This is a genomic window from Pseudomonas sp. FP198, from assembly GCF_030687895.1.
Lineage (GTDB): Bacteria > Pseudomonadota > Gammaproteobacteria > Pseudomonadales > Pseudomonadaceae > Aquipseudomonas.
In genome coordinates this window covers 432,781-457,726 of record NZ_CP117452.1, presented here as the reverse complement: position 1 = coordinate 457,726, position 24,946 = coordinate 432,781, and the positions used below count along the sequence as shown (strand labels likewise).

The window sequence follows — 24,946 nt, the reverse complement described above, 5'->3', positions numbered from 1 at the left end:
CTGTCATATGGATATTGACTGGACTACCGCTATCGCGAGCAAGCTCGCTCCCACATTCCAGTATGTGGAAAGCTGAGAGGACACCGTTTTGCGCTCTACCGAAGTCGTGATCATTGGCGCTGGCGCCGCGGGGTTGATGTGCGCGCTGACCGCCGCCGGGCGCGGGCGGCGGGTGATGTTGCTGGACCACGCCAACAAGGCCGGCAAGAAAATCCTCATGTCGGGCGGTGGACGTTGCAATTTCACCAACATGTACACCGAACCGGCCAATTTCCTCTCGCAGAACCCGCACTTCTGCAAGTCGGCCCTGGCCCGCTATACCCAATGGGATTTCATCGCGTTGGTAGCCAAGCACGGCGTGCCCTATCACGAGAAAAAACTCGGCCAGTTGTTCTGCGATAACAAATCCAGCGACATCCTCGGCCTGCTGCTGGACGAGTGTGACCAGGCCGGCGTCGAGCTGCACCTGGACACCTCGATCGAGCAGATCGAGAAAAGCGCCGACGGCTACCGGCTGCAAACCACCCTCGGGCCCATTGCCTGCCAATCCCTGGTGATCGCCACGGGCGGGCTGTCGATCCCGACCCTGGGCGCGACTGGCTTCGGCTATCAGGTGGCCAGGCAATTCGGCCATCAGCTGCTGCCGACCCGGGCCGGACTGGTGCCGTTCACCATCACCGATCAGTTAAAGAGCCTGTGCACCGAACTGTCGGGCACGTCGGTGGACTGTCTGGTGAGCTGCAACGAGCAGAGTTTTCGCGAGAACATCCTGTTCACCCATCGCGGCTTGAGCGGTCCGGCGATCTTGCAGATCTCGTCGTTCTGGGAGCCGGGCAACACCGTGCAGATCAACCTGCTGCCCGACCACGACGTGCCGCAGTGGCTGCAACAGCAACAGGCCGAACGCCCGAACAGCGAACTCAAGACCCTGCTGGGCGAGTTGTTCACCAAGAAAATGGCCAACCTGCTGGCCGACACCTGGTTCATCTCCAAGCCGATGAAGCAATACACCCACGCGGAACTCGCGGACATCGCCGAGAAGCTGGCGAGCTGGAACGTCGTCCCCGCCGGCACCGAAGGCTACCGCACCGCCGAAGTGACCCTGGGCGGCGTCGACACCCGGGAAGTTTCTTCCAAGACCATGGAGTCGCTGAAAAGCCCGGGACTATATTTCATTGGCGAAGTGCTCGACGTCACCGGTCACCTGGGCGGCTTCAACTTCCAATGGGCCTGGGCTTCGGGGTATGCGGCGGCGCAGTACGTCTGATTCCACCCTGTTTCGAGCCCGCTTTTGTGGCGAGGGAGCTTGCTCCCGCTCGACTGCGCAGCAGTCGCAAAACAGCCATCGCACTCGGTCTGAATTAACGTAACGCATGGGGGAAGGGGCCGCTTCGCAGCCCAGCGGGAGCAAGCTCCCTCGCCACAGGGGGTGTTCTTTGCATGCCGGAACACTTTTTGCTGCCGGATGTGATCGTCGCCATTGCATCGGCGTCATTACTGCCTCAATTTAGCGTCATTGCCCGTCAGGCCCTTGCACTTCATGTCATCGACCTCGTTCAGCCAGTCTCTGCGTCGCCTTTGGGCGTTGGATAAATTCAGCTATAGCGTGCGGGTGTTCATCGCCCTGACCGGCAGCATGGTGCTGTGTTGGTACCTGGATCAGATGGCGCTGCTGATTCCGCTGTTCCTCGGCATCATCGCCAGCGCATTGGCCGAGACCGACGACAGCTGGCAAGGCCGTCTCAACGCGCTGGCCGTGACGCTGGTGTGCTTCAGCATCGCCGCGCTGTCGGTGGAGTTGCTGTTTCCCTATCCCGTCCTGTTCATCGTCGCCCTGGCCCTGGCGGCTTTCGGCCTGACCATGCTCGGTGCGTTGGGCGAGCGCTATGGCGCGATTGCCTCGGCCACGCTGATTCTTTCGGTCTACACCATGATCGGCGTGGACCAGCGCGGCGGTGCGGTCACGGACTTCTGGCATGAGCCGGTGTTGCTGGTGGCCGGCGCCGCCTGGTATGGCCTGCTCTCGGTGTTGTGGCATGCGCTGTTTTCCAACCAGCCGGTGCAGCAGAGCCTGGCGCGGCTGTTCCGCGAACTGGGGCGCTACCTGAAACTCAAGTCGTCGCTGCTGGAGCCGATCCGTCAGCTGGACATCGAGGCCCGACGCCTGGAGCTGGCCCAGCAAAATGGCCGGGTGGTGGCCGCGCTCAACAGCGCGAAGGAAATCATCCTGCACCGCGTCGGCAATGGCCGGCCGGGTTCGAAAGTCAGCCGCTACCTGAAGCTGTACTTCCTTGCCCAGGACATCCACGAGCGCGCCAGCTCCTCGCACTATCCCTATAACGCCCTGGCCGAGGCGTTCTTCCACAGCGACGTACTGTTCCGCTGCCAGCGCCTGCTGCGCCAGCAAGGCAAGGCTTGCCTGGCACTGGCCGAGTCGATCCAGTTGCGCCAGCCGTTCGTCTACGACGACAGCTTCGCCGAAGCCCTGAACGACTTGCATGCGTCCCTGGAACACCTGCGCATCCAGAGCAACCCGGCCTGGCGCGGACTGTTGCGTTCACTGCGGGCATTGTCGGTCAACCTCGGCACCCTGGACCGGCTGCTCAGCGACGCGAGCAACCCCGACGCCCTCGCCGACGCCACCGACAGCAGCCTGCTGGACCGCTCGCCACGCAACCTCAAGGACGTCTGGGTCCGCCTGCGCACGCAGCTCACGCCGACCTCGCTGCTGTTCCGTCATGCCCTGCGCCTGCCCCTGGCGCTGAGCGTGGGCTACGCGATGGTGCACCTGATCCACCCCTCCCAGGGCTACTGGATCATCCTCACCACACTGTTCGTCTGCCAGCCCAACTACGGCGCCACGCGGCGCAAGCTCGGCCAGCGGATCATCGGCACCGCCATCGGCCTGACGGTGGCCTGGGCGCTGTTCGACCTGTTCCCCACCCCGCTGGTGCAATCGTGCTTCGCCATTGCCGCCGGGGTGGTGTTCTTTACCAACCGCACCACCCGCTACACGTTGGCGACTGCCGCGATCACCGTCATGGTGCTGTTCTGCTTCAATCAGGTCGGCGACGGCTACGGGCTGCTGCTGCCACGGCTGTTCGATACCTTGCTCGGCAGCCTGATCGCCGGGCTGGCGGTGTTCCTGTTCCTGCCGGACTGGCAGGGTCGGCGACTGAACAAGGTGCTGGCCAACACGCTGACCTGCAACAGCATCTACCTGCGCCAGATCATGCAGCAATACGCCGCGGGCAAAAGCGACGACCTGGCCTATCGCCTGGCCCGGCGCAACGCCCATAACGCCGACGCGGCGCTGTCCACGACGCTGGCGAACATGCTGATGGAGCCGGGCCATTTCCGTAAGGAGGCCGACGTGGGGTTCCGCTTCCTGGTGCTGTCCCACACCCTGCTCAGTTACCTGTCGGGGCTCGGGGCCCACCGGGGCACCGAACTGCCGACCGAGGTGCGCGAGCAGCTGATCGACGGCGCCGGAGCAAGGCTGGCGACCAGCATCGATGAAATCGCCCAGGGCCTGGCGAGCAAACAGCCGATCGCGATCCAGAGCGACGAAGAAGAAGCCCTCGCCAGCGAGCTTGAGCTGATGCCCGATGAAATCGACGAGGGCCAGCGGCTGGTGCAGACGCAACTGGCGTTGATCTGCCGGCAACTGGGGCCGTTGCGGACGCTGGCGGCGCACCTGATCAAGGACACCAGTGAGGCTTGAGGATTGGTGGCGACCATGCCATCGCCTTCGCGAGCAGGCTCGCTCCCACAGGGCAGGCATTTTTCAGTGTGGGAGCGAGCCTGCTCGCGAAGGGGCCATCAGCCGAACAGCAGGTTCACATCCCATGCGCCTTCAACAACTTCTGATAACTCCCATCCGCCTTCATCGCCGCGATCTCCCGATCAAACCCGGCGACGATCTGCTCATGCTCGGGGTTCTTCAGGCTGACCAGGATATGCAGGCTGTTTTCACTCAACGGCTTGGGTAGAAATTCCACCGCGTTGCGCACCTTGGCGGATTCGCGGCCCAGGTAATAACGGGCGACGTATTCATCTTCCAGCGTCAGCTTCACCCGGTCTGCGGCGAGCATGCGCACGGCCATCGCAAAATTATGCACAGGGATTTTCTGCATCTTCTCGTCCTCATCGAACGCCTTGGAATAGGCGTAGCCACGAACCACGGCGATGGGATAGGCATACAACTGCTGCAGATTCTCGAAATCGATGGGCGCGTCCTTGCGCTTGATAAAGCGCACGCGGTTGAGCAGGTACTCGGCCGAGAACTGGCCCACATGGGTGCGCTCCTCGGCGTACCAAGCGTTGATCAGCACGTCATACCGCCCTTCGCTGATCCCCAGCATCGCCCGGGCCCAAGGCACCTGCTCGAAATCACTGGCATAACCGGCGCGCGCCAGGGCGGTGGTGACGATATCGGTCGCCAGACCGCCATTGACCAGTGTCGAGTCGGTGAAGGGTGGCCAGGCATCGGCGACCAGACGCAGTTTCTGTGCACAGGCGTTGTGGCTCAGCAACAGCAACCCGACCAAAGCAAGAGCTCGATGCAATCGCGGCATGCCTGACTTCCTTGACGGGTTCAAAGCCCGGTTTGTTTTTAGCCGAAACCCAAGGGACTCCCCAAGGCATCCGGGTCCTGACGTTAGCTCATCGAAACCGCTGCGCAGCGCTGGATTGAAGATTACATAAAGAAGGCAGTACCGCGACAAATCGATGATGGCATTTTGGTCTTTATCACAGATTTTTCGACCGATTGAAAAGAGACTTCCGACGCAAGGACGCCTAATATCGGCAGCAGGTTCTCTGGGAAATTCAAAAAATGGATATCGACTGGGTCTGCAAACATCACACTGACCTGAGCAAGGAACAGCTATATGCCATCCTGAAACTGCGCGCCGAGGTCTTCGTCGTCGAACAGAACTGCGCCTACCCGGACGTCGACGGACTGGACCTGGAAGGCGACACCTGCCATCTGATGGCCTGGCAGGACAACCACCTGGTCGCTTACCTTCGTTTGCTCGATCCGCATTCGCGAAACAGCGATGTGGTGATCGGCCGCGTGGTCATCGCCCCCGAGGCGCGAGGGCAAGGGCTGGGGCATACACTGATGGAAAAAGCCTTGAAGCAGGCCGAAAAGCACTGGCCCGGCGTGTCGATCTCGTTGTCGGCCCAGGCGCATCTGCAGGGGTATTACGGGCGGTACGGGTTTGAAGTGGTGGGTGTGGAATATCTTGAGGATGGGATTCCGCACATCGGGATGCATCGGCCCTGAGGCCCTCTTCGCGAGCAGGCTCGCTCCCACAAGGGACCCAGGTGGCAGCAAATCCTGTGTTTACAACAGGCCTCTGTGGGAGCGAGCCTGCTCGCGAAGGCGTCAGCCCAGCCACCCTCAACGCTCAGGGGTACTCAAGCACCGCCTTGATCCGCTGCAGATTCTGCTCGATCCACCGCCGATCAATCGCCCCCCAATCGCGAATCCGATACCGCCCGGCATGGTTGCGCGCCCCCTCCTGCTGCTCGAATTCACAGAGGATGTCCAGGTCCGCCAGCGCCACGACGGTATCCTGGGCGGTGCGCCGAGGCATGCCGGTAGCTTCGGTGAGCGCGGGAATGTTGCTGGCCAGGCCGCTGTCGATCAGGTAAGCCACGTACAGTCGACGATAGAAGCTGCTCTTGGTCTTGCTGACGTCCATTCGCTCATCCCTTGTCTTGTTGCAGGTCCCGCCAGGTCAGGTACACCCGCAGGTCGAATTCCAGCTGGTGATAGCCCGGCAACATGTGCTCGCACAGCTGGTAGAAAGCCTTGTTGTGGTCCGATTCCTTGAAGTGGGCCAACTCGTGCACCACGATCATTTCCAGGAACTGGGGTGCTGCGTCCTTGAACAACGAAGCAATGCGGATTTCTTTCTTGGCCTTGAGCTTGCCGCCCTGTACCCGTGACACCGCCGTATGCAGCCCCAGCGCGCGATGGGTCAGGTCGAGGCGGTTGTCGAACAGCACTTTGTCGATGGCCGGCGCGTTACGCAGGTAGCGCTGCTTGAGATCCAGCGCATAGCCGTACAACGCCTTGTCGCTCTGGATCGGATGGCGACCGGGATAGCGTTGTTGCAGGTAATCGCCCAGCCGATCCTCGGCAATCAGTTGCTGCACCTGGGCTTGCAGCGAGGCGGGGTACCCCTGGAGGTATTTGAGCACGGTCATCGGACGGCAACACAGTCACTGGAGGCCGCCAGTGTAGCGAATTCAGGCCGGCACCGCGCTCCAGTCGAATGGTCGCGCGAAGGCATCTGTGTCCTCGGCCATCAAGGGCCGCGCCACGAGGAAGCCTTGCACATATTCACAGCCATGGGCCTTGAGCCAGTGATACTGCTGCGGCGTCTCGACCCCCTCGGCGATCACTCGCAAGCCCAATTGCTTGCACAGGTCGATCACCGAGGCGGCCAGCGCGGCGTCCCTTGGCGAGTCTGGCAAGCGGGCGATCAAGTGCCGATCAAGCTTGAGCGTATCGAGTTCGAGATCACGCAGATGCGCCAGCGAGCAAGGCCCCGAACCGAAGTCGTCCAGCGCCACCCGCACGCCCAGGTGGCGCAGCAGGCGCAATTGCTTATGGGTTTCGTCGGGGTTGCGCATCAGCGCGTCTTCGGTGATCTCGACCTCCAGCTGCCGCGGCTTCAACGCATGGCGATCCAGGACCTGGCGCAACTCGGTCACCAGGTTGGGCATGCCGAACTGGGTACTGCTCAGGCTCACGCCCAACACCAGATCGTCGGGAAACAACCGCTCCCAGACTTTGCGCTGGGACGCACTGCGATGGTAAATCCAGCTGCCCAGCCGACTGATCAACCGAGCCTCCTCCAGCAACGGCAGGAACAAGCCCGGCGGTACGTCCCCGACGCTGGGGTGCTGCCAGCGCAGCAGCGCCTCGAACCCTCGGGTCCGTCCGTCGAGGATGCTGACCTGTGGTTGATAGACCATATTGAAGTCGCGGTTTTCGATGGCCGAACGTACGCTTTCCTCAAGCATCAGCCGTGAACGGGCTCGGCCGTTCATTTCGTGATCGTAGAAACGATACTGCTGGCGGCCGGCGCGCTTGGCCTCGTACATGGCGATGTCGGACGCGCGAAGCAACCCGTCGAGGTTGGAGCCGCAGTCCGGGTACGTGGCGATGCCGATACTGGCGCCCAGCGCCACGTCCATGCCTTCGATCTGCTGGCAGACCGAGACGCGCTCGATGAGTTTCTCGGCAATCTTCGCTGCCTGCTCGGGCACCTCAAGATCCAGCAGCGCCGTGAACTCATCGCCGCCGAGCCGCGCGAGGATATCGAACGGCCGCAGGCAGGCCTTCAACTGTTCCGACACCCAGCGCAACACCCGGTCGCCGGCATCGTGGCCCAGCGAGTCATTGACCCGTTTGAAGCCATCAAGGTCCAGGTACAACAGCACCCAGTTGCTTTCCAGCCGTTCGCTGCGCATCAGCAGGTTTTCCGCGGTCTGATAGAACCCCCTGCGGTTGAGCAAACCGGTCAGGGGATCAGTGACGGCCTGGAACTCCAGTTGCTGGTGCAGATGACGAACCACCGACATGTCCTGAAGCGTCACCACCATGGCCTTTTGTTCCGAAGGCAGGGGGGCACAGGACAAGGCCACCGACACTTGCTGGCCGGGCGCGGTGCGCAGCACGGCGTCGTGCAAGCGCCAGGTTTCGCCACGTCGATAGGCGGCATGGATATCCGAATCGATCCACTCGGGAATATGGGGTTTCTGCAGGAAATCCAGAAACGGCATCCCCTCCAATCGGTCTGCGGTGGCGTTGAGCAAACGGCACGTCGAAGGGTTGGCAAAACGGATGCAACCGCTTTCATCCACCACCAGGATGCCTTCGGCAGCGTTATCCAGCACCGAGGCATTGAACGCCCTGGCAGCTTCCAGGTCCTGGCTCAAACGCTGCAAGGCCCGGCGATTGCGCTGGTGCTCGAGTAAAGCGTGGACCTTGGGCTTGAGAATCTGCGGGTCGAATGGCTTGAACAGGTAATCCACCGCGCCGCTGGCGTAACCCTTGATCACCGCATCCTGGGACTGCTCGTTGGCGGTCAGGAAGATGATCGGCGTGAGCCGCGTGCGCTGGCTGCCACGCATCAGACGCGCCACTTCGAAGCCGTCCATGTCCGGCATCTGCACATCCAGCAGCACCAGGTCGATGTCATGTTCGAGCAGCAGGTTGAGGGCCTCGACACCCGAGGACGCGGTCATGACCTGCCAATCCTGACGCTGCAACAACGCTCGCATGCTGAGCAGGTTTTCAGGGTAGTCATCAACAATCAAAAGGACGGAGCTGTCTTCGCCAAACGGGGGTTGCGCGCATTCCATGCTGCTTCTCTTATCGGGACGCCATGTCCGTCCTACGTGGGAAAACGGACAACATACAGTGATCTCACTCTAGACCGGGATTTTGAAAAGCAGTAGGTGTCATGACGCCATCATCCAGACAAAGCCCGAAATAGCCGACTAACGGTCACCCTGCTCAGGCACAGAAACTGCAATGACCCCCTCGACGAACAATTGACGTCAAACATTCGCCGAGCGGTCAACAACAAAAGCCCCACCCAGCGTTTCGAGACGCTCAAAAGGGCGGTTCAAAGCCTCCCGACACGGCGTACACCCTTTTACATCCCGATACGCAGGACACACGACATGATCGATCTCGCAACCTGGAACCTGAGCATTCCTGAAGGCGCACCACCGGCGACCATCCAGACTTCGCAACTGGTACAAGGCTTCAAGAACCAGTATTTCAACTCGGAAACCGGCACCGTTTTTTTCTGGGTCCCCGTCACGGGCGCCACGACGGCCAACGCCATTTACCCGCGCAGCGAGCTGCGCGAAACCAACAGCGACGGCACATTGCGCAATTGGTTGTACCCGGCTGCGGATAACAAGCTGGCCGCCACGTTGACCGTCGGCCAGGTGCCCAGCACCGGCAAGCTGGTGATCGGTCAGATCCATACCAAGGACAGCACCAGCCCCATGGTGAAGCTGGAATACCAGTACAAGACCTACAGCTCCACCGGCAACATCGTCGCCAAGGTGCGCATGCGTCCCGACGACGCCACGGGCCAGGTCATCACCATCGCCACCGGCATCAAGCTCAACCAGCCGTTCTCGTACCTGATCCACCTCAACCGTGCAGGCCTCTTGACCATCAACGGCGCCGGCTATCAGTGGAGTGCCACCGTCAGCAACACCTGGAGCACTAAACCGTTGTACTTCAAGGCAGGCGTCTACGTGCAGGACAACGCTGGCTACGCCACCGAAGGTGCAAAAGCCACGTTCAGCCTGCTGGATATCGATCACAACCTCTAAGGTTTCCCCCCGAGCAGCAGCATGGATCGCTGCCTGCCCGCCGCCGACTCGCTCCCCTTCGATCAACGTGGCAATGGCACCGCCAAAAAGCCATCGTTCAATAAAATTTTGACGCTACCGACCAACGGTCAACTATCTGCGGCACAAAATCGCCAATCCCTACTCTGACGGACTGCTGACGCCAAACCTCCGCCGTACGAACGTGCCAAATGTTTGTCCGCATTCCTGCTGGCGTCCGCAGAAAGCGCGTCTTAGAGCCTCCGGCTGTGGCGTAAATCATTTCTTCTTCTCAGAAAGGATCCGAACATGGTCGATCTAGCAACTTGGAACCTGAGCATCCCCGAAGGCAGCCCGCCGAAAACCATCGAAACCCCTCGACTGGTGGATGGATTCAGGGACAAGTACTTCAACTCCGAAGGCAGCACGGTGTATTTCTGGTCGCCGGTGACCGGCACCAAGACCGAAAACGCGATCTACCCGCGCAGCGAACTACGCGAGACCTACCGAGACGGCACCCTGCGCAACTGGCTTTACCCAGAGGCCGACAATCAATTGCGCGCAACGCTGGTGGTCAATCAAGTTCCCAGCAGCGGCAAGATTGTCATTGGCCAGATCCATGCCAAGGACAGCAACAAACCGATGGTGAAGCTGGAATACCAATTCAAGGACGCCACCAACACTGGCAACATTGTCGCCAAGGTGCGCATGCGCCCCGATGACAGCAAAAGCCGGGTCATCACAGTAGCGACAGGCGTGAAGCTTGACCGGGCCTTTTCTTATCGGATCCACCTGGATCGCACCGGCGACCTGGGCATCACCGCCGCCGGTAATAGCTGGTACACCACGGTCGGCGCCGCCTGGCGGGTCAAGCCGTTGTATTTCAAGGCCGGGGTTTATGTGCAGGACAACAGTGGCTATACCAGCGAAGGCGGCAAGGTGACGTTCAGCAAGTTGGACATCGATCACAACACTTGAAATTTCACGTCCTAAAAACTCGTAGGAATTTACGCCCCGTGGCGAGGGAGCTTGCTCCCGCTGGGCTGCGAAGCGGCCCCATCTTTTGTCAGACCTAGCTCATACAACGGTTTGCGGCGGCTGCGCCCCCGAGCGGGAGCAAGCTCCCTCGCCACGGGGGCGCGGTGCGTCCTACAGGTCGATTTTGGCCTGGGAAATCTGCTCTATAGTTTGGTTGGTCTGCTGGCTTTGGTCAGTGGCAGGGGTTTCGCAGCCCTGGTGAGTTAGAATCACGACCGTCAGAAGTCAACATAGGCGAATCCCGCCTGCGTTCGGCTTTTTATGGCGGCTGTGTGTGGGAGATCTTCGGGTCTGCCGGGTTTCTCTAACTCCTCGGTCTGCGAACCCGCACATGGCTGCCACCCAATTTGTTTCGCAGCGAACGGTGGCAATTACTTTTCTTGAGTTAGAGGTTTGTCATGAAAACCGAACAATTGCTTGGCCGCTTTACCCCACTCACCCCAATCGCCACCAACCAACCCGTCCTGTTCATCGACAGCACCGCGCCACTGACCGAGCTTCACGCCTGCGCCAGCGAACGCTTGCAGGCCACTCTTGATTACCTGACGCTCATGGCCTGCACCACCCTGCGCGATTCGGCTGCCGGCGATCTCAATACCCTCACTAATGTCGCCCGGATTCTGGTTCAGGATGTGGCCGATGTGTTCGGTGTCATTGAGCAACGTGGGCTCGAAGAGCACTGAAACCCGCCTGCAGGAGATCCCCTGTGGGAGCGAGCTTGCTCGCGATGGCGTTGGGTCTGTAGCGGAAATGTTGGCTGACTCGGCGCTATCAGGATCGGTGTGTATATCCGTTTCTGCGGTAACGGCTGCTTATGGTTCCGCTTTTACAGCGGGTCACTTTCGAAAAGCGCGAGGCGGCCTGATAGCCGACCTGGTTTTGGATGGGTCCGCGTTCCTCCTGTGGGAGCGAGCCTGCTCGCGAAGAGGCCAGTCATTCAAATATCCTCAACGCACATGCTCATCCACTTTCCGCTTGCCAAGCCTAGGTGATGACAGGAGGTCATGTGCATATTCTTCTGAGCAGAGTAGGATTAAATCCTATCGTCTCAAGGGGTCCGTCATGCGTAGCACTCAACAATTCAGCATCACCCTGCCCAACCAAATGGCTGACCTAGTGAAAGCCAAGGTGGCCGCTGGCGAGTACGCGACTGAAAGTGAAGTCATTCGCGATGGGCTGCGCGCGCTACTGGCTCGTGATCGTGCTTTGGAAAACTGGCTTATAGGCCAGGTAGCTCCTGCTTACGATGCCTTGAAAGCTGATCCGTCGCGTGCACTAGGCGCTGATGATGTGCGCTCCCGATTGGCGGCAGAGCACCAGAACCTCACTGCTGAATCCTGATGGCCTATACCGTCAAGTTTGCACCGGAAGCCCTTGAGCAATTAGCTGCGCTCTATCGCTACATTGCCGCAGCGGCTTCGCCGAAAATTGCCCATAGGTATACCGACGCTATTGCGACCTACTGTGAAGACCTATGGACATTCCCGCACCGAGGGGACCAGAGGGACGATATACGGCCGGGGTTGCGTATAACAAACTACCGCAAACGGACTGTGATCGCCTTTGTCGTTGAACCCGAACAGGTTTTCATCTTGGGCGTGTTTTACGGCGGACAGGACTTCAAGGTCGCTTTGCAGACCGAGCAGGAAGATTGATGCAAGCAGCTCACCAGGAAGCCTGCTTATCCAATATCCTCATCGACTGACACCTCGCCTTCGCGAGCAGGCTCCCACAGGGGCAACGCGAACCTCATCCAGAACCAGGTCGGCTACCAGGCCGCCTCGTGGTGGACGTTGATCTCGGGCGCCCCGTTAACCACGATGGCCGAACGCAGGTATTGTGGAGGGGGCATCCCGGCATGGATGCCGGGATAGCCGCGCTGGGCCAGGGACGGCCCTTCGCGGCGGGCCCACGGAGCAATGCCGGAGTGAGGGCATGCCGAGCCTAGGCGAGGCACCAAGTGGTGGGGCAAAAGCGTTTTGCTTACTTTTGCGCTTCTCAAAAGTGAGACGCTGTAAGAGCGTAACCATAAGCAGCCATCACCAAAAAAACGGATATACACACAAAACCACAACATCCCAAGCATAAAAAACCCGCATCACTGCGGGTTTTCCAACAACGCTAAACCATCAATTAACCTTAGCGTTCAACTCACCCTTCAAATACCGCTGGTACATGGCTTCCAAAGAGATCGGCTTAATCTTCGAAGCATTACCCGCCGTACCAAACGCCTCATAACGCGCGATACACACATCACGCATCGCAGTAACAGTCGCCCCGAAGAATTTACGCGGATCGAACTCGCTAGGATTGGTCGCCATCAGACGACGCATGGCACCGGTGGAAGCCAGGCGCAGGTCAGTGTCGATGTTGACTTTGCGCACGCCGTACTTGATGCCTTCGACGATTTCCTCGACCGGCACGCCGTAGGTTTCCTTGATGTCGCCACCGTACTGGTTGATGATCGCCAGCCACTCCTGCGGTACCGAGGAAGAACCGTGCATCACCAGGTGAGTGTTGGGGATGCGCTTGTGGATTTCCTTGATGCGGTCGATCGCCAGCACGTCGCCGGTAGGCGGCTTGGTGAACTTATACGCGCCGTGGCTGGTGCCGATGGCGATCGCCAAGGCGTCGACCTGGGTTTTCTTGACGAAGTCGGCGGCTTCTTCCGGGTCGGTCAGCATCTGGCTGTGATCCAGCACGCCTTCGGCGCCGATGCCATCTTCTTCACCGGCCATGCCGGTTTCCAGCGAGCCCAGGCAACCCAGCTCACCTTCCACCGAGACGCCGCAGGCGTGGGCCATGGCGACGGTTTGCTGGGTGACGCGGACGTTGTATTCGTAGTCGGTCGGGGTCTTGCCGTCTTCGCCCAGGGAGCCGTCCATCATGACCGAGCTGAAGCCCAGCTGGATGGAGCGCTGGCAGACGTCAGGGCTGGTGCCGTGGTCCTGGTGCATGCACACCGGGATGTGCGGGAATTCTTCGATTGCCGCCAGGATCAGGTGACGCAGGAACGGCGCGCCGGCGTATTTGCGAGCGCCGGCCGAAGCCTGGACGATCACCGGGGAGTCAGTCTTGTCAGCGGCTTCCATGATGGCGCGCATCTGCTCAAGGTTGTTGACGTTAAAGGCTGGGACGCCGTAGCCGAACTCGGCTGCGTGGTCCAGCATCTGACGCATGCTGATAAGTGCCATTAGTGTGTCTCTCCCGGTCGAGGGTCGTTAATCGTGCCAGCCTGCCGGAGCGGCGGCGGCTATTCAAGTCATTGCGGGTCGGGGCTGGCCCGAACCTGCGTGTTCCGTATCGCCAAACCCAAACATTGACGCGATCCCTGTGGGAGCGAGCTTGCTCGCGATGAGGGTGGCACATTCAACATCTCTGTTGCCTGATGGACCGCTATCGCGAGCAAGCTCGCTCCCACATTGGAACTGCTTCCCTGTTCAGATCTGTGTAAATCAGATGAATCCTGTCAATCGGCCTTGCAGCCCCGCCCAATCAGATCATTGGTGGCGACCCAATACGCCAGGCCTTCCTCACCCTTGATGTGCAACGCCAGCATGTCATCGCTGTACAGCGAACCTTCGGCGCCGGGTTCGAGCTTGAGGCGATAAACCTTGTCAGCGCCGCCCAGCCGGACATCGACTTCCTTGCGCGCAGCATCGGCATAACGCCAGAGCACCTTGGCCTCGCTGTCACATGTCCAACTCGTCCAACCCCCTGCAGCAGGCTCGGACGACTGCAAAAAACCCAGTTGCGAGCAACCGGCCAACAATGCCAACGCCACGACGGCGATAAAGCCTTTCATCCGTGTTCCTCGACGGGCGGCCCGTGCCGCTCGCCATGAGTTAAGAGTCTGACCCGTCAAGGGCAACCATGTTCCTTGACCGGCGCCTGCGTCTCGTATTTATCCAGGCCGTCCGGCCCGGAACGCTTGTTCAGTACCGGGTTGGTCTCGGCCTGCCAGTCAGCCTGATAACAGCCTTGCTCAGGCACTGGCACCGGCGTATCCGGCGCGGTGGCTTGCGGGCTGCTCGAGCAGGCCACCAACAGCGTCGCGGCTATCAGCGACATGAACGTCTTGACCATCGGAACACTCCTTTGCCTGGTCAACGTCGCCTCAGGCCTTGGCCCGGCTTTCCAGGACTTCCACGGCAGGCAGCACTTTGCCCTCGACGAATTCGAGGAACGCGCCGCCACCGGTAGAAATGTAGGAGATCTGCTCGGCTACGCCATATTTATCGATGGCGGCCAGGGTGTCGCCACCGCCCGCGATGGAAAACGCAGCGCTTTCGGCGATCGCCTGGGCCAGCACCTTGGTGCCGTTGCCAAACTGGTCGAACTCGAACACACCGACCGGACCGTTCCACAGGATGGTCTGGGAGGATTTCAGCAGTTCGGCGAAGTTGGCTGCGGTTTGCGGACCGATGTCGAGGATCATGTCGTCCTCGGCCACGTCGTCGATCAGCTTGACGGTGGCGGTGGCGCTTTCGGCGAACTCCTTGGCAACCACCACGTCCACCGGCAACGGTACGCTGACCTTGGCGGCGATATCACGGGCGGTGTCCAGCAGATCCGGCTCGTACAGGGACTTGCCTACCGGGTGACCGGCGGCGGCGAGGAAGGTGTTGGCGATGCCGCCACCGACGATCAACTGGTTGCAGACCTGGCTCAGGCTGTTGAGCACGTCCAGCTTGGTCGAAACCTTGGAGCCGGCAACGATGGCGGCCATCGGCTGGGCCGGCGAGCCCAGGGCCTTGCCCAGCGCGTCCAGCTCGGCCGCCAGCAACGGACCTGCGGCGGCGACTTTGGCGAACTTGGCCACGCCGTGGGTCGAGCCCTCGGCGCGGTGCGCGGTGCCGAAGGCGTCCATCACGAACACGTCGCACAGGGCGGCGTATTGCTGGGCCAGCTCATCGGCGTTCTTTTTCTCGCCCTTGTTGAAGCGCACGTTTTCGAACAGCACGACATCGCCAGCCTTGACGTCGACGCCGCCCAGGTAATCGGCGATCAACGGCACGTCACGGCCCAGGGCCTTGCTCAGGTAGTCCGCCACTGGCTTGAGGCTGTTCTCGGCCGAGAATTCGCCTTCGGTCGGACGGCCCAGGTGCGAGCAGACCATCACCGCCGCGCCTTTTTCCAGGGCCAGCTTGATGGTCGGCAGCGAGGCCAGGATGCGCGCGTCGCTGGTGACAACACCGTCCTTGACGGGAACGTTGAGGTCTTCGCGAATCAGTACGCGCTTACCTTGCAGATCGAGGTCGGACATCTTCAACACGGTCATGGGTCGCAATTCCTGGGTAACTGTTTAGAGAGCAGGTTTATTGGAAGCGGTTTGCAGGTAATGCTCGGCAACGTCCAGCATACGATTGGCAAAACCCCATTCGTTGTCGAACCAGGCCAGGATGTTCACAAGCCTGGGCCCGGAAACGCGGGTCTGGCTGGCATCGACGATGGCCGAATGTGGGTCGTGGTTGAAATCACAACTGGCGTGAGGCAACTCGGTGTAGGCCAGGAGGCCTTTGAGCGGGCCGCTGGTGGCGGCTTCGCGCAGGATCCGGTTGACCTCGGTGGCGTCGGTATCGCTCACGGTCTGCATCGTGATGTCGAGGCAGGACACGTTGACCGTCGGCACCCGCACGGCTTTGGCCTGAATTCGCCCGGCAAGTTCCGGCAACAGCCGTTCAATGCCGCGCGCCAGACCAGTGGACACCGGAATCACCGACTGGAAGGCCGAACGGGTACGGCGCAAATCCTCGTGGTGATAGGCGTCAATCACCGGCTGATCGTTCATCGCCGAGTGGATGGTGGTGATCGACACGTATTCCAGGCCGATAGCCTGGTCCAGCAGGCGCAACAGCGGCACGCCGCAGTTGGTGGTGCAGGACGCGTTGGACACCAGCAGCTCCTCGCCGGTCAGGCAGTCCTGGGTTCACCCCGTAGACGATGGTGGCGTCAACGTCGGCCTCGCTGGCCATCGGTTGGGAGAACAGCACCCGTGGCGCGCCGGCAGCGATGAAGCGCTGGCCATCGTCGCGAGTGTTATAGGCACCGGAGCATTCAAGCACCAGAACGTTCAGGGACGCCCAATCGATGCCTTCGGGCGTGGCGCTGCGCAGGATCTTCACGCAGTCGCCATTAATGTACAGACAATCGCCCTCGACCCGCACTTCGCCGGGAAACCGGCCGTGGGTGGAGTCAAAGCGTGTCAGGTATTCAATGCTGGCCATGTCGGCCAGATCGTTGATGGCCACAATCTCGAACCCGGCCTTTGCCCCTCGCTCGAACAACGCACGCAAGACGCAACGACCAATGCGGCCGTAGCCGTTGAGTGCAACTTTGTAGGGACGCGGTTGGGGCATGGGGGTTCTCTGATCGGGTGAATCCGTTAAGACCAGCATTGCCTGCACCACCGCTATCGCGAGCAAGCTCGCTCCCACAGGGTCAGTGGAGATCCTTGTGGGAGCGAGCTCGCTCGCGATGGCGTCAGCAGAGACAACCTTTTACAGATCAGTCTTCCAGCAGCTCTTCAGCCTGCCCCAGGATGTTCTCCAGGGTGAAGCCGAATTCCTCGAACAGCGCCGACGCAGGCGCCGACTCACCGTAGGTGGTCATGCCGATCACGCGGCCTTCCAGGCCCACGTACTTGTACCAGTAATCGGCGTGAGCGGCTTCGATGGCAATGCGCGCGCTGACTTGCAACGGCAACACCGCTTGCTTGTAGCCCGCATCCTGGGCATCGAACACGCTGGTGCAAGGCATGGACACCACGCGCACGTTGCGGCCCTGCCCGGTCAGCTTGTCGTAGGCCTGGACGGCCAGGCCGACTTCCGAACCGGTGGCGATCAGGATCAGCTCAGGCTCGCCGATGCAGTCCTTGAGCACGTAGCCGCCACGGCTGATGTCGCCGATCTGGCCGGCATCGCGCTCCTGGTGTTGCAGGTTCTGGCGCGAGAAGATCAGCGCCGATGGGCCGTCGTTGCGCTCGATGGCGTGTTTCCAGGCCACAGCGGACTCCACGGCGTCGCATGGGCGCCAGGTGTCCAGGTTCGGCGTGCAGCGCAGGCTCGCCAGTTGCTCGATCGGCTGGTGAGTCGGGCCGTCTTCGCCCAGGCCGATGGAGTCGTGGGTGAACACATACAGGATGCGTTTTTTCATCAGCGCCGACATGCGCACGGCGTTGCGGGCGTATTCCATGAACATCAGGAAGGTCGCGCCGTAAGGCACCAGGCCGCCGTGCAGGGCAACGCCGTTCATGATCGCGCTCATGCCGAACTCACGAACGCCGTAGTACATGTAGTTGCCGCTGGCGTCTTCGGCGGTTACGCCCTTGCAGCCTTTCCACAGGGTCAGGTTGGAACCGGCCAGGTCGGCCGAACCGCCCAGCAGCTCCGGCAGCAGAGGACCGAAGGCGTTCAGGGTGTTCTGGCTGGCCTTGCGGCTGGCGATGGTTTCGCCCTTGGCCGCGACTTCGGCGATGTAGGCAGAAGCTTTCTCGGCGAAATCGGCCGGCAGCTCGCCGCTGAGGCGACGTACCAGTTCGTTGGCCAGCTCAGGGAATTCGGCGGAGTAGGCGGCAAAACGCTGGTCCCACTCGGCTTCGGCCGCGCGACCTTTGTCCTTGGCGTCCCATTCGGCATAAATATCGGCCGGGATTTCGAACGGGCCATGTTCCCATTTCAGCGCAGCGCGGGTCAGGGCGATTTCCTCGGCGCCCAGTGGCGCGCCGTGGCAGTCTTCCTTGCCCTGCTTGTTTGGTGAGCCGAAACCGATGGTGGTCTTGCAGCAGATCAGTGTCGGCTGGGCGCTCTTGCGCGCAGTCTCGATGGCGATCTTGATTTCTTCCGGGTCGTGACCGTCGACGTTGCGAATCACCAGCCAGTTGTAGGCTTCGAAGCGCTTGGGGGTGTCGTCGGTGAACCAGCCTTCGACTTCGCCGTCGATGGAAATGCCGTTGTCATCGTAGAAGGCGATCAGCTTGTCCAGGCCCAGGGTACCGGCCAAAGAAGCGACTTCGTGGGAAATGCCTTCCATCATGCAGCCATCACCCAGGAACACGTAGGTGTGGTGATCGACGATGTCGTGGCCCGGACGGTTGAACTGCGCCGCCAGGACTTTTTCCGCCAAAGCGAAGCCCACGGCGTTGGCCAGGCCCTGGCCCAACGGACCGGTGGTGGTTTCTACGCCCGGGGTATAGCCGTATTCCGGGTGGCCCGGGGTGCGGCTGTGCAGCTGGCGGAAATTCTTCAGGTCATCGATCGACAGGTCATAGCCGGTCAGGTGCAGCAGCGAGTAGATCAACATCGAGCCGTGGCCGTTGGACAGCACGAAGCGGTCGCGGTCGGCAAACGATGGGTTGCTCGGGTTGTGCTTGAGGTAGTCGCGCCAAAGCACCTCGGCGATATCCGCCATACCCATGGGGGCACCGGGATGGCCGCTGTTGGCTTTCTGCACGGCATCCATGCTGAGGGCACGAATGGCATTGGCACGCTCACGACGGCTGGGCATCGCTGATCTCCTGGGTTTTGAATAACGAAACTGAAAAAGGCGAGCATTTTCCCTCACCCACCCGCCTCGGGGCAATCAGATACTCGTCCAAAGGCGATATTTGCGCTGGATAAAGCCGCATCGGCCAGGTGAAACCTTTCCGCTGTTGCTGGGTAGAGTCAAGCTGCTCCCGGGAAGTGCCATTTATCGAGCAATATCAAAACTTTTTGATATTGCCCTTGCGATGCGCCAGACCCGTCACTAGACTGCCCCCCATGAATTTACGCGTGCCTTCCATTCGCCATGACGATTGCGATGAGCTGGCGGCCCTTTGCAAGGCCGGCGGCGATCCGCTGCGGCTCAATGTATTGCGCGCCCTGGCCAACGACTCGTTCGGCGTCCTGGAACTGGCGCAAATCTTCGGCATCGGCCAATCCGGCATGAGCCACCATCTGAAGGTGCTCGCCCAGGCCGACCTGGTGGCGACGCGCCGGGAAGGCAACGCGATTTTCTACCGCCGCGCCCTGCCCCACACCGAACTGCTCGGCGGCAAGCTGCACGCAGCGCTGCTCGAAGAGGTGGACGAACTGGCCTTGCCGCTGGACGTGCAAGCCCGCATCGCCCAGGTACACGGGCAACGAGCCGCCGCCAGCCAGGACTTTTTCGCCCGGGTAGCAGAGAAATTTCGCGCCCAGCAGGACCTGATCGCAGGACTGCCGCAATACCGTGACAGCGTCGTGGCGCTGTTGGACAAGCTGAGCTTCGAGCCCACCGCCACGGCGCTGGAAGTCGGCCCCGGCGACGGTGCATTCCTGCCGGAACTGGCGCGGCGCTTCAGCCAGGTGACCGCGCTGGACAACAGCCCGGCGATGCTCGAACTGGCCCGCCAGGTGTGCGAACGTGAGTCCCTGGCGAATGTCCGCCTGCAACTGGCCGATGCCCTCAACGGCGTGAGCCTGCAGGTCGATTGTGTTGTATTGAACATGGTGCTTCACCATTTTGCCGCGCCGGCCGATGCACTCAAGCACATGGCCAACCTGCTGCAACCGGGCGGTAGCCTGTTGGTGACAGAGTTATGCAGCCACAACCAGAGTTGGGCCAAGGAGGCCTGCGGTGATCTCTGGCTGGGGTTTGAACAGGACGATCTGGCCCGTTGGGCCACCGCTGCGGGCCTCGTGCCCGGGGAAAGCCTCTATGTAGGCTTACGTAATGGTTTCCAGATCCAGGTTCGCCATTTTCAGCGACCGGCTGGCGACACTCACCATCGGTAACTTGTAGGAAAACATCGAGATGAGCGAATACTCCCTTTTCACCTCCGAGTCCGTGTCTGAAGGGCATCCGGACAAAATCGCCGACCAGATTTCTGATGCGGTGCTGGACGCCATCATTGCTGAAGACAAGTTCGCCCGCGTGGCGTGCGAGACTCTGGTGAAAACGGGCGTGGCGATCATCGCCGGCGAAGTCACCACCTCGGCCTGGGTCGACCTGGAGCAGATCGTTCGCGACGTGATCCTGGGCATCGGCTACAACAGCTCCGACGTCGGCTTCGACGGCGCGACCTGCGGCGTGATGAACATCATTGGCAAGCAGTCCCCGGACATCAACCAGGGCGTTGACCGCGCCAAGCCGGAAGACCAGGGTGCCGGCGACCAAGGCCTGATGTTCGGCTACGCCAGCAACGAAACCGACGTGCTGATGCCGGCACCGATCACCTTTTCGCACCAGTTGGTCCAGCGCCAGGCTGAAGCGCGCAAATCCGGCCTGCTGCCTTGGCTACGCCCGGACGCCAAGTCCCAGGTGACCTGCCGTTACGAAGGTGGCAAGGTGGTTGGCATCGACGCCGTCGTGCTGTCGACCCAGCACAACCCGGAAGTCTCCTACAAAGACCTGCGCGAAGGCGTGATGGAGCTGATCGTCAAGCACGTGCTGCCTGCCGAACTGCTGTCCAAGGACACCCAGTTCCACATCAACCCGACCGGCCAGTTCATCATCGGCGGCCCGGTAGGCGACTGCGGCCTGACCGGTCGCAAGATCATCGTCGACAGCTACGGCGGCATGGCCCGTCATGGCGGCGGCGCGTTCTCCGGCAAGGACCCGTCCAAGGTTGACCGTTCGGCCGCCTACGCCGGTCGTTATGTGGCCAAGAACATCGTCGCCGCCGGCCTGGCCGAGCGTTGCGAGATCCAGGTGTCCTACGCCATTGGCGTCGCCCAGCCTACGTCGATTTCGCTGAATACCTTCGGCACCGGCAAGATTGGCGATGACAAGATCATCCAACTGGTCCGTGAAGTGTTCGACCTGCGTCCTTACGCGATCACCACCATGCTTGATCTGCTGCACCCGATGTACCAGGACACCGCAGCCTACGGCCACTTCGGCCGCACGCCGCAGACCAAGACGGTGGGTGACGATACCTTCACCACCTTCACCTGGGAAAAGACCGACCGCGCCGACGCCCTGCGCGCCGCTGCTGGCCTGTAATACCCCGCCGCACTGAAAAAGCCCCTGGCGACCCGGTCGCCAGGGGCTTTTTTGCGCCTGCTGCTGTAGCAATGTTCAGGTCCGCCGCGCCACCAGCAAAAACGACGCTGCACTGGCGAGTAACCCGGCGCACATCCGGTTGAACAACCGCCTGCCGCTCGGCCGGGCGAACAGCCGCCGGGCATAAATACCCATGTAGCAATACAAGCCAATGGCAACGCATTCCAACGCCAGGAACAGCCCGCCCAGCACCGCGAACTGCTGGGTGACGGTGTCCGCGCGGTCAACGAACTGTGGCAGGAAAGCGGTAAAAAGCAGGATTGCCTTCGGGTTGCCGATCGCCACGAGGAATTCCTGGCGCGCCAGGCTGGCCATGCTCATCGAACTGGCCTCTGCCTCGCCGGCAGCTTCAGGTTGCGCACGCCACAACTGCACAGCGAGATAAAAAAGATAACCGGCACCGACGAGCTTGATGCCCAGGAACAACAGCTGCGAGGTGTGCAGCACCGCCGTCAGCCCCACCGCCGCCAGGGCGATCATGATCGCAAATGCCAGCAGACGGCCGATGCCACCGCTGCAGGCGCGGACGAAACCATAGCGCGAGGCATTGCTGATCGACAGCAGGTTGTTCGGGCCCGGCGCCATGTTCAGCGCAAAGCAGGCCGGGATGAAGACCGCGAGCGTGGTCAGGTCCATCGGTTGCACTCCTGGCAGAGCGGATCGAGTGTCCATTCTGCACCGCTCACCGACGTGTTCAAGGCACAGTTGCCCGGGCAAATCATTCCCGACTGTACCGCCACCGCTGCGCCATCGTGCTTGGCAAAACCCGGTAACGCACTGGGCCTCGCGCCTTTCGCGACAGTGACTAGCCTTCCAGTACCTCACCTGGCAAGGATGCTTCGATGCTGTCGTTATTGCGCGTACTTATGTGCTTTTTACTGGCCATGCCCGTCATCGCGGCTCCCTGCCCGAGTGGGCCAACCGAAGGCGCCCAGGCACAGGCCGAGGTCCTCCAGCAACAGATCGATGACTGGGACGACGCTTATCACCGCCTCGGCCACTCCCTAGTGGCCGATGAGCTTTACGATCAGTCGCGGGCGCAACTGGAAGATTGGCGCAACTGCCTTGGCCTCGGCTCGCCGGGCACGCCCTTGCGCTCCGCTGGCGGGAAAGTCCTCCACCCGATCGCTCATACCGGCCTGGATAAACTCAAGGATGCCGATGCCGTGCGCAGCTGGTTGGACGGCCGCGACGACGTCTGGGCCCAGCCAAAAGTCGATGGCGTAGCGGTTACCCTGGTTTATCGCGGTGGACGCCTGCACCAGGCGATCAGCCGCGGCGATGGCATCCTGGGACATGACTGGACCAACACTGCACGAAAGATCCGCGATATCCCCCAACGGTTGCGCGAACCTGCGGACCTGCTCGTCCAGGGCGAGCTCTACTGGCGGCTCGACGATCACGTACAGGCCGTCAGCGGCAGCCTTAACGCTCGATCAATCGTGGCGGGACTGATGGTCCGTAAGGACCTGAGCGCGGAACAGGCGTCTGGCATCGGCCTGTTCGTGTGGGAGTGGCCGGAAGGGCCGGTGACCCTGACGGAACGGATTGCCGCACTGCACGAACTGGGTTTCGCCAATGCGACCGTTCATAGCCAGCCCATCCAGACGTTGGCCGAAGCAGAGCACTGGCGCAACCACTGGTACCGCACGCCGCTGCCGTTCGCCAGCGACGGGGTCGTCTTGCGCCAGAGTCGTCGCCCACCCGCCGACCGCTGGCGAGCCCGGGCGCCCTCCTGGAGCGTGGCCTGGAAATACCCACACGCCCAGGCGCTGGCCGAGGTGCGCGAGGTGCGTTTCAAAATCGGCCGCACCGGGCGCATCACGCCGGTGCTGGAGCTTGCGCCAGTGATGCTCGACGACCGCCAGATTCGCCGGGTAAGCGTCAGCTCACTCAAGCGCTGGGAAGGCATGGATATCCGCCCCGGCGATCAGGTCGCCATCAGCTTGGCCGGGTTGACCATTCCGCGGCTCGACGGTGTCGTACTGCGCAGTGTCGAGCGCCGGAGCCTCGACATCCCCGTCGCTGCCGATTATCACTTCTTGAGCTGCTGGCAACCGACGCCTGGCTGTGAAAGCCAGTTCCTCGCGCGCCTGAACTGGCTCAGCGGCAAGCACGGGCTCGCGCTGCCCCATGTTGGCCCCGGCACCTGGGAGCAACTGCTGGCCGCCGGCCAGCTCGACGGATTGCTGGATTGGTTGACCCTCGATGCCGCCGAGCTTGCTAACATTGCCGGTTTCGGCGAACGCAACAGCGCGCGTCTGCTCGCCAGCCTGGACAGCGCCCGGCAGCGCCCCTTCCGTCAATGGCTCAAGGCGCTTGGCGTGCCACCCACCGGAGGGGCAAGGCTCGAGGAGCGCTGGGAGGTCCTGGCCGAACGCGACACTGAACAATGGCAAGCCGAAACGGGTATCGGGCCGGGACGCGCCGCGCAGCTGAGCGCTTTTTTTCGCGACCCGCAGGTACTGGCCTTGAGTGAAACATTACGCACCGCAGGGGTCGATGGCTTCTAGCCCGGCCCGTGCGGTTGAACCCAAGAGACGGGAGGCGCTCCAACTGCGCATCTGTCCCGACCGCTCGTGAGTTTTTATACGGAGTTGCTATGAATTTCCTGTACCCCGTTGCCCTGCTGGCCTTATGCGGTGCCATGGCCGCCCCCTTGATGGCGGATGAACAGACCCCGGAACTGACCGGTTGTGCAGCCAAGCGCCAGGGCATCATCAACCAGATCGAACTGGCCAAGTCCCGAGGCAATCAGGACCAACAGGCCGGGCTGGAAACAGCCTTGGCCGAAGTCACCACCCACTGCACCGATGCTTCGCTGCGCAAGGAGCGTGAAAACAAGGTGCTGGAGGCCAAGCATGAAGTCAGTCGCCGTCAGGCCGACCTGGAAAAGGCCATGAAAAAAGGCGACGCGGAGAGAATCAACAAGCGCAAGGACAAGCTGGCGGCATCCCGCAAGGAGCTGCAGGAAGCGGTGGACGAGCTGGATAAATAAGCACCGGGCTGGATTTCAATAGTCCCGGAATTCCTTATGACAGGCACTGCACGCATCCTCGACCTTCTGCACCGCCGGCCCCAGGTTACTGGCCCGGTAGGGCTGGACCCGACTGGCGATCACCAATTCGGCGGTGGCCGCTTCGAGACTGCGGGCCAGTTCCTGGAAACGCGCCTGCTTCTGCCAGACTTCGTCCCGGGCGCTGGTGTGATCCTGCTCACGCACCTGCGGAAAATGTTTCCACGGTTCATGGGAAAGTTGATCCAGTCGCACCGCGCCTTCGGCGAAACGCGCGCCATCGAACGGTACACGACCACGCAACATGCCACCCAACTCTTCGTTGGTCTTGAGCATCTGCTTGAAAATCGTCTTGCGCTGGCCCAGTGGTGAGTTGGGATCGACACCACCACAGGCGGACAGCATCAGGCAGGCCAGCACTGCCATGGAAAATCGTCTTACAAACATTTTGGCCTCTGGACAGAAAACGACCGCTAGTATCCCCGGGTCGTC

23 protein-coding genes and 1 pseudogene are annotated in these 24,946 nt (G+C 61.3%); 12 read left to right on the top strand and 12 right to left on the bottom strand.

Annotated elements, in window-relative coordinates:
- The first annotated feature begins 88 nt into the window (after positions 1–88).
- Together PSH78_RS02210 and yccS are read left to right on the top strand one after the other, a co-directional pair.
- Entirely contained in the window at positions 89–1,267 is a 1,179-nt protein-coding gene (locus PSH78_RS02210) for an NAD(P)/FAD-dependent oxidoreductase (RefSeq protein WP_305498267.1), read from the top strand.
- Positions 1,268–1,540: 273 nt separating this feature from the next.
- A complete protein-coding gene (gene yccS / locus PSH78_RS02205; protein WP_305498265.1) occupies positions 1,541–3,724 on the top strand; it encodes a YccS family putative transporter in 2,184 nt (727 codons plus the stop codon).
- A 115-nt stretch (positions 3,725–3,839) separates the two neighbouring features.
- Here the strand turns inward: yccS and PSH78_RS02200 are convergent, their stop codons facing one another.
- Positions 3,840–4,577: an ABC transporter substrate-binding protein gene (locus PSH78_RS02200; protein ID WP_305498263.1), complete on the bottom strand. Its 738-nt coding sequence runs from the start codon at positions 4,575–4,577 to the stop codon at positions 3,840–3,842.
- Between the two features lie 260 nt (positions 4,578–4,837).
- Between PSH78_RS02200 and PSH78_RS02195 the strand changes: the two genes are divergently transcribed.
- Positions 4,838–5,290 carry a GNAT family N-acetyltransferase gene (locus tag PSH78_RS02195; RefSeq protein WP_305498261.1) on the top strand — a complete coding sequence of 151 codons (453 nt, stop codon included), beginning with the start codon at positions 4,838–4,840 and terminating at the stop codon, positions 5,288–5,290.
- A gap of 124 nt (positions 5,291–5,414) precedes the next feature.
- Here the strand turns inward: PSH78_RS02195 and PSH78_RS02190 are convergent, their stop codons facing one another.
- From PSH78_RS02190 to PSH78_RS02180, 3 genes are read right to left on the bottom strand one after another with little or no spacing between them, the layout of a single operon-like run.
- Complete coding sequence (locus tag PSH78_RS02190; protein WP_305498257.1) at positions 5,415–5,711, bottom strand: winged helix-turn-helix domain-containing protein; 297 nt, start codon at positions 5,709–5,711, stop codon at positions 5,415–5,417.
- A 4-nt stretch (positions 5,712–5,715) separates the two neighbouring features.
- Positions 5,716–6,219: a M48 family metallopeptidase gene (locus tag PSH78_RS02185; protein WP_305498256.1), complete on the bottom strand. Its 504-nt coding sequence runs from the start codon at positions 6,217–6,219 to the stop codon at positions 5,716–5,718.
- Between the two features lie 42 nt (positions 6,220–6,261).
- Positions 6,262–8,385 (bottom strand): bifunctional diguanylate cyclase/phosphodiesterase, encoded by a 2,124-nt coding sequence (locus PSH78_RS02180; RefSeq protein ID WP_305498254.1) that lies wholly within the window; start codon positions 8,383–8,385, stop codon positions 6,262–6,264.
- A 324-nt stretch (positions 8,386–8,709) separates the two neighbouring features.
- Here PSH78_RS02180 and PSH78_RS02175 point away from each other — a divergent pair, with 324 nt between their 5' ends.
- The 5 genes from PSH78_RS02175 (at position 8,710) to PSH78_RS02155 (ending at position 12,068) form a co-directional block, all read left to right on the top strand.
- The gene (locus tag PSH78_RS02175) at positions 8,710–9,378 is read left to right on the top strand and encodes a polysaccharide lyase family 7 protein (protein WP_305498252.1); all 669 of its coding nucleotides are present in this window, start codon (positions 8,710–8,712) and stop codon (positions 9,376–9,378) included.
- 306 nt (positions 9,379–9,684) lie between these two features.
- On the top strand, positions 9,685–10,353 hold the full coding sequence (locus PSH78_RS02170) for a polysaccharide lyase family 7 protein (protein WP_305498250.1): 669 nt from the start codon (positions 9,685–9,687) through the stop codon (positions 10,351–10,353).
- A gap of 458 nt (positions 10,354–10,811) precedes the next feature.
- Positions 10,812–11,096 (top strand): fructose-bisphosphate aldolase, encoded by a 285-nt coding sequence (locus tag PSH78_RS02165; RefSeq protein ID WP_305498247.1) that lies wholly within the window; start codon positions 10,812–10,814, stop codon positions 11,094–11,096.
- 379 nt (positions 11,097–11,475) lie between these two features.
- Positions 11,476–11,754 (top strand): type II toxin-antitoxin system ParD family antitoxin, encoded by a 279-nt coding sequence (locus PSH78_RS02160; protein WP_305498246.1) that lies wholly within the window; start codon positions 11,476–11,478, stop codon positions 11,752–11,754.
- Positions 11,754–12,068, top strand: coding sequence for a type II toxin-antitoxin system RelE/ParE family toxin (locus PSH78_RS02155; RefSeq protein WP_305498245.1), 315 nt, complete (start codon positions 11,754–11,756; stop codon positions 12,066–12,068). Before PSH78_RS02160 ends, PSH78_RS02155 begins: the two co-directional genes overlap by 1 nt.
- A 474-nt stretch (positions 12,069–12,542) precedes the next feature.
- Here PSH78_RS02155 and fba read toward each other — a convergent pair whose 3' ends face one another.
- The 6 genes and pseudogenes from fba to tkt all read right to left on the bottom strand — a co-directional run bounded on the left by fba (position 12,543) and on the right by tkt (position 18,918).
- Positions 12,543–13,607: a class II fructose-bisphosphate aldolase gene (gene fba, locus PSH78_RS02150; RefSeq protein ID WP_003177554.1), complete on the bottom strand. Its 1,065-nt coding sequence runs from the start codon at positions 13,605–13,607 to the stop codon at positions 12,543–12,545.
- A gap of 275 nt (positions 13,608–13,882) precedes the next feature.
- Positions 13,883–14,218 carry an MliC family protein gene (locus tag PSH78_RS02145; RefSeq protein WP_305498244.1) on the bottom strand — a complete coding sequence of 112 codons (336 nt, stop codon included), beginning with the start codon at positions 14,216–14,218 and terminating at the stop codon, positions 13,883–13,885.
- A gap of 56 nt (positions 14,219–14,274) precedes the next feature.
- On the bottom strand, positions 14,275–14,499 hold the full coding sequence (locus tag PSH78_RS02140) for a hypothetical protein (RefSeq protein WP_305498243.1): 225 nt from the start codon (positions 14,497–14,499) through the stop codon (positions 14,275–14,277).
- Positions 14,500–14,530: 31 nt separating this feature from the next.
- The gene (locus tag PSH78_RS02135; protein WP_305498241.1) at positions 14,531–15,694 is read right to left on the bottom strand and encodes a phosphoglycerate kinase; all 1,164 of its coding nucleotides are present in this window, start codon (positions 15,692–15,694) and stop codon (positions 14,531–14,533) included.
- Between the two features lie 24 nt (positions 15,695–15,718).
- A pseudogene (epd, locus tag PSH78_RS02130) lies at positions 15,719–16,772 on the bottom strand (erythrose-4-phosphate dehydrogenase).
- A gap of 148 nt (positions 16,773–16,920) precedes the next feature.
- Positions 16,921–18,918: a transketolase gene (gene tkt, locus PSH78_RS02125; RefSeq protein ID WP_305498240.1), complete on the bottom strand. Its 1,998-nt coding sequence runs from the start codon at positions 18,916–18,918 to the stop codon at positions 16,921–16,923.
- A gap of 254 nt (positions 18,919–19,172) precedes the next feature.
- On the opposite strand from tkt, the gene PSH78_RS02120 reads away from it, so the two are divergent.
- Positions 19,173–20,168: a metalloregulator ArsR/SmtB family transcription factor gene (locus PSH78_RS02120; RefSeq protein WP_305498239.1), complete on the top strand. Its 996-nt coding sequence runs from the start codon at positions 19,173–19,175 to the stop codon at positions 20,166–20,168.
- 19 nt (positions 20,169–20,187) lie between these two features.
- Positions 20,188–21,378 (top strand): methionine adenosyltransferase, encoded by a 1,191-nt coding sequence (gene metK / locus PSH78_RS02115; protein ID WP_030137860.1) that lies wholly within the window; start codon positions 20,188–20,190, stop codon positions 21,376–21,378.
- A gap of 75 nt (positions 21,379–21,453) precedes the next feature.
- Here metK and PSH78_RS02110 read toward each other — a convergent pair whose 3' ends face one another.
- Positions 21,454–22,074 (bottom strand): LysE family translocator, encoded by a 621-nt coding sequence (locus PSH78_RS02110; RefSeq protein ID WP_305498238.1) that lies wholly within the window; start codon positions 22,072–22,074, stop codon positions 21,454–21,456.
- 206 nt (positions 22,075–22,280) lie between these two features.
- Between PSH78_RS02110 and ligB the strand changes: the two genes are divergently transcribed.
- Positions 22,281–23,951 carry an NAD-dependent DNA ligase LigB gene (gene ligB / locus PSH78_RS02105; protein WP_305498236.1) on the top strand — a complete coding sequence of 557 codons (1,671 nt, stop codon included), beginning with the start codon at positions 22,281–22,283 and terminating at the stop codon, positions 23,949–23,951.
- A gap of 89 nt (positions 23,952–24,040) precedes the next feature.
- The gene (locus PSH78_RS02100) at positions 24,041–24,436 is read left to right on the top strand and encodes a DUF1090 domain-containing protein (RefSeq protein ID WP_305498234.1); all 396 of its coding nucleotides are present in this window, start codon (positions 24,041–24,043) and stop codon (positions 24,434–24,436) included.
- A gap of 15 nt (positions 24,437–24,451) precedes the next feature.
- Here the strand turns inward: PSH78_RS02100 and PSH78_RS02095 are convergent, their stop codons facing one another.
- Complete coding sequence (locus tag PSH78_RS02095; protein WP_305498232.1) at positions 24,452–24,901, bottom strand: cytochrome c; 450 nt, start codon at positions 24,899–24,901, stop codon at positions 24,452–24,454.
- Positions 24,902–24,946 lie beyond the last annotated feature (45 nt).

Bases quoted from the DNA above. Each gene is read 5' to 3' on its own strand.
- yccS (WP_305498265.1), top strand. From the start codon at position 1,541: ATGTCATCGACCTCGTTCAGCCAGTCTCTGCGTCGCCTTTGGGCGTTG.
- PSH78_RS02200 (WP_305498263.1), bottom strand. From the start codon at position 4,577: ATGCCGCGATTGCATCGAGCTCTTGCTTTGGTCGGGTTGCTGTTGCTG.
- PSH78_RS02195 (WP_305498261.1), top strand. From the start codon at position 4,838: ATGGATATCGACTGGGTCTGCAAACATCACACTGACCTGAGCAAGGAA.
- PSH78_RS02190 (WP_305498257.1), bottom strand. From the start codon at position 5,711: ATGGACGTCAGCAAGACCAAGAGCAGCTTCTATCGTCGACTGTACGTG.
- PSH78_RS02185 (WP_305498256.1), bottom strand. From the start codon at position 6,219: ATGACCGTGCTCAAATACCTCCAGGGGTACCCCGCCTCGCTGCAAGCC.
- PSH78_RS02180 (WP_305498254.1), bottom strand. From the start codon at position 8,385: ATGGAATGCGCGCAACCCCCGTTTGGCGAAGACAGCTCCGTCCTTTTG.
- PSH78_RS02175 (WP_305498252.1), top strand. From the start codon at position 8,710: ATGATCGATCTCGCAACCTGGAACCTGAGCATTCCTGAAGGCGCACCA.
- PSH78_RS02170 (WP_305498250.1), top strand. From the start codon at position 9,685: ATGGTCGATCTAGCAACTTGGAACCTGAGCATCCCCGAAGGCAGCCCG.
- PSH78_RS02165 (WP_305498247.1), top strand. From the start codon at position 10,812: ATGAAAACCGAACAATTGCTTGGCCGCTTTACCCCACTCACCCCAATC.
- PSH78_RS02160 (WP_305498246.1), top strand. From the start codon at position 11,476: ATGCGTAGCACTCAACAATTCAGCATCACCCTGCCCAACCAAATGGCT.
- PSH78_RS02155 (WP_305498245.1), top strand. From the start codon at position 11,754: ATGGCCTATACCGTCAAGTTTGCACCGGAAGCCCTTGAGCAATTAGCT.
- fba (WP_003177554.1), bottom strand. From the start codon at position 13,607: ATGGCACTTATCAGCATGCGTCAGATGCTGGACCACGCAGCCGAGTTC.
- PSH78_RS02145 (WP_305498244.1), bottom strand. From the start codon at position 14,218: ATGAAAGGCTTTATCGCCGTCGTGGCGTTGGCATTGTTGGCCGGTTGC.
- PSH78_RS02140 (WP_305498243.1), bottom strand. From the start codon at position 14,499: ATGGTCAAGACGTTCATGTCGCTGATAGCCGCGACGCTGTTGGTGGCC.
- PSH78_RS02135 (WP_305498241.1), bottom strand. From the start codon at position 15,694: ATGACCGTGTTGAAGATGTCCGACCTCGATCTGCAAGGTAAGCGCGTA.
- tkt (WP_305498240.1), bottom strand. From the start codon at position 18,918: ATGCCCAGCCGTCGTGAGCGTGCCAATGCCATTCGTGCCCTCAGCATG.
- PSH78_RS02120 (WP_305498239.1), top strand. From the start codon at position 19,173: ATGAATTTACGCGTGCCTTCCATTCGCCATGACGATTGCGATGAGCTG.
- metK (WP_030137860.1), top strand. From the start codon at position 20,188: ATGAGCGAATACTCCCTTTTCACCTCCGAGTCCGTGTCTGAAGGGCAT.
- PSH78_RS02110 (WP_305498238.1), bottom strand. From the start codon at position 22,074: ATGGACCTGACCACGCTCGCGGTCTTCATCCCGGCCTGCTTTGCGCTG.
- ligB (WP_305498236.1), top strand. From the start codon at position 22,281: ATGCTGTCGTTATTGCGCGTACTTATGTGCTTTTTACTGGCCATGCCC.
- PSH78_RS02100 (WP_305498234.1), top strand. From the start codon at position 24,041: ATGAATTTCCTGTACCCCGTTGCCCTGCTGGCCTTATGCGGTGCCATG.
- PSH78_RS02095 (WP_305498232.1), bottom strand. From the start codon at position 24,901: ATGTTTGTAAGACGATTTTCCATGGCAGTGCTGGCCTGCCTGATGCTG.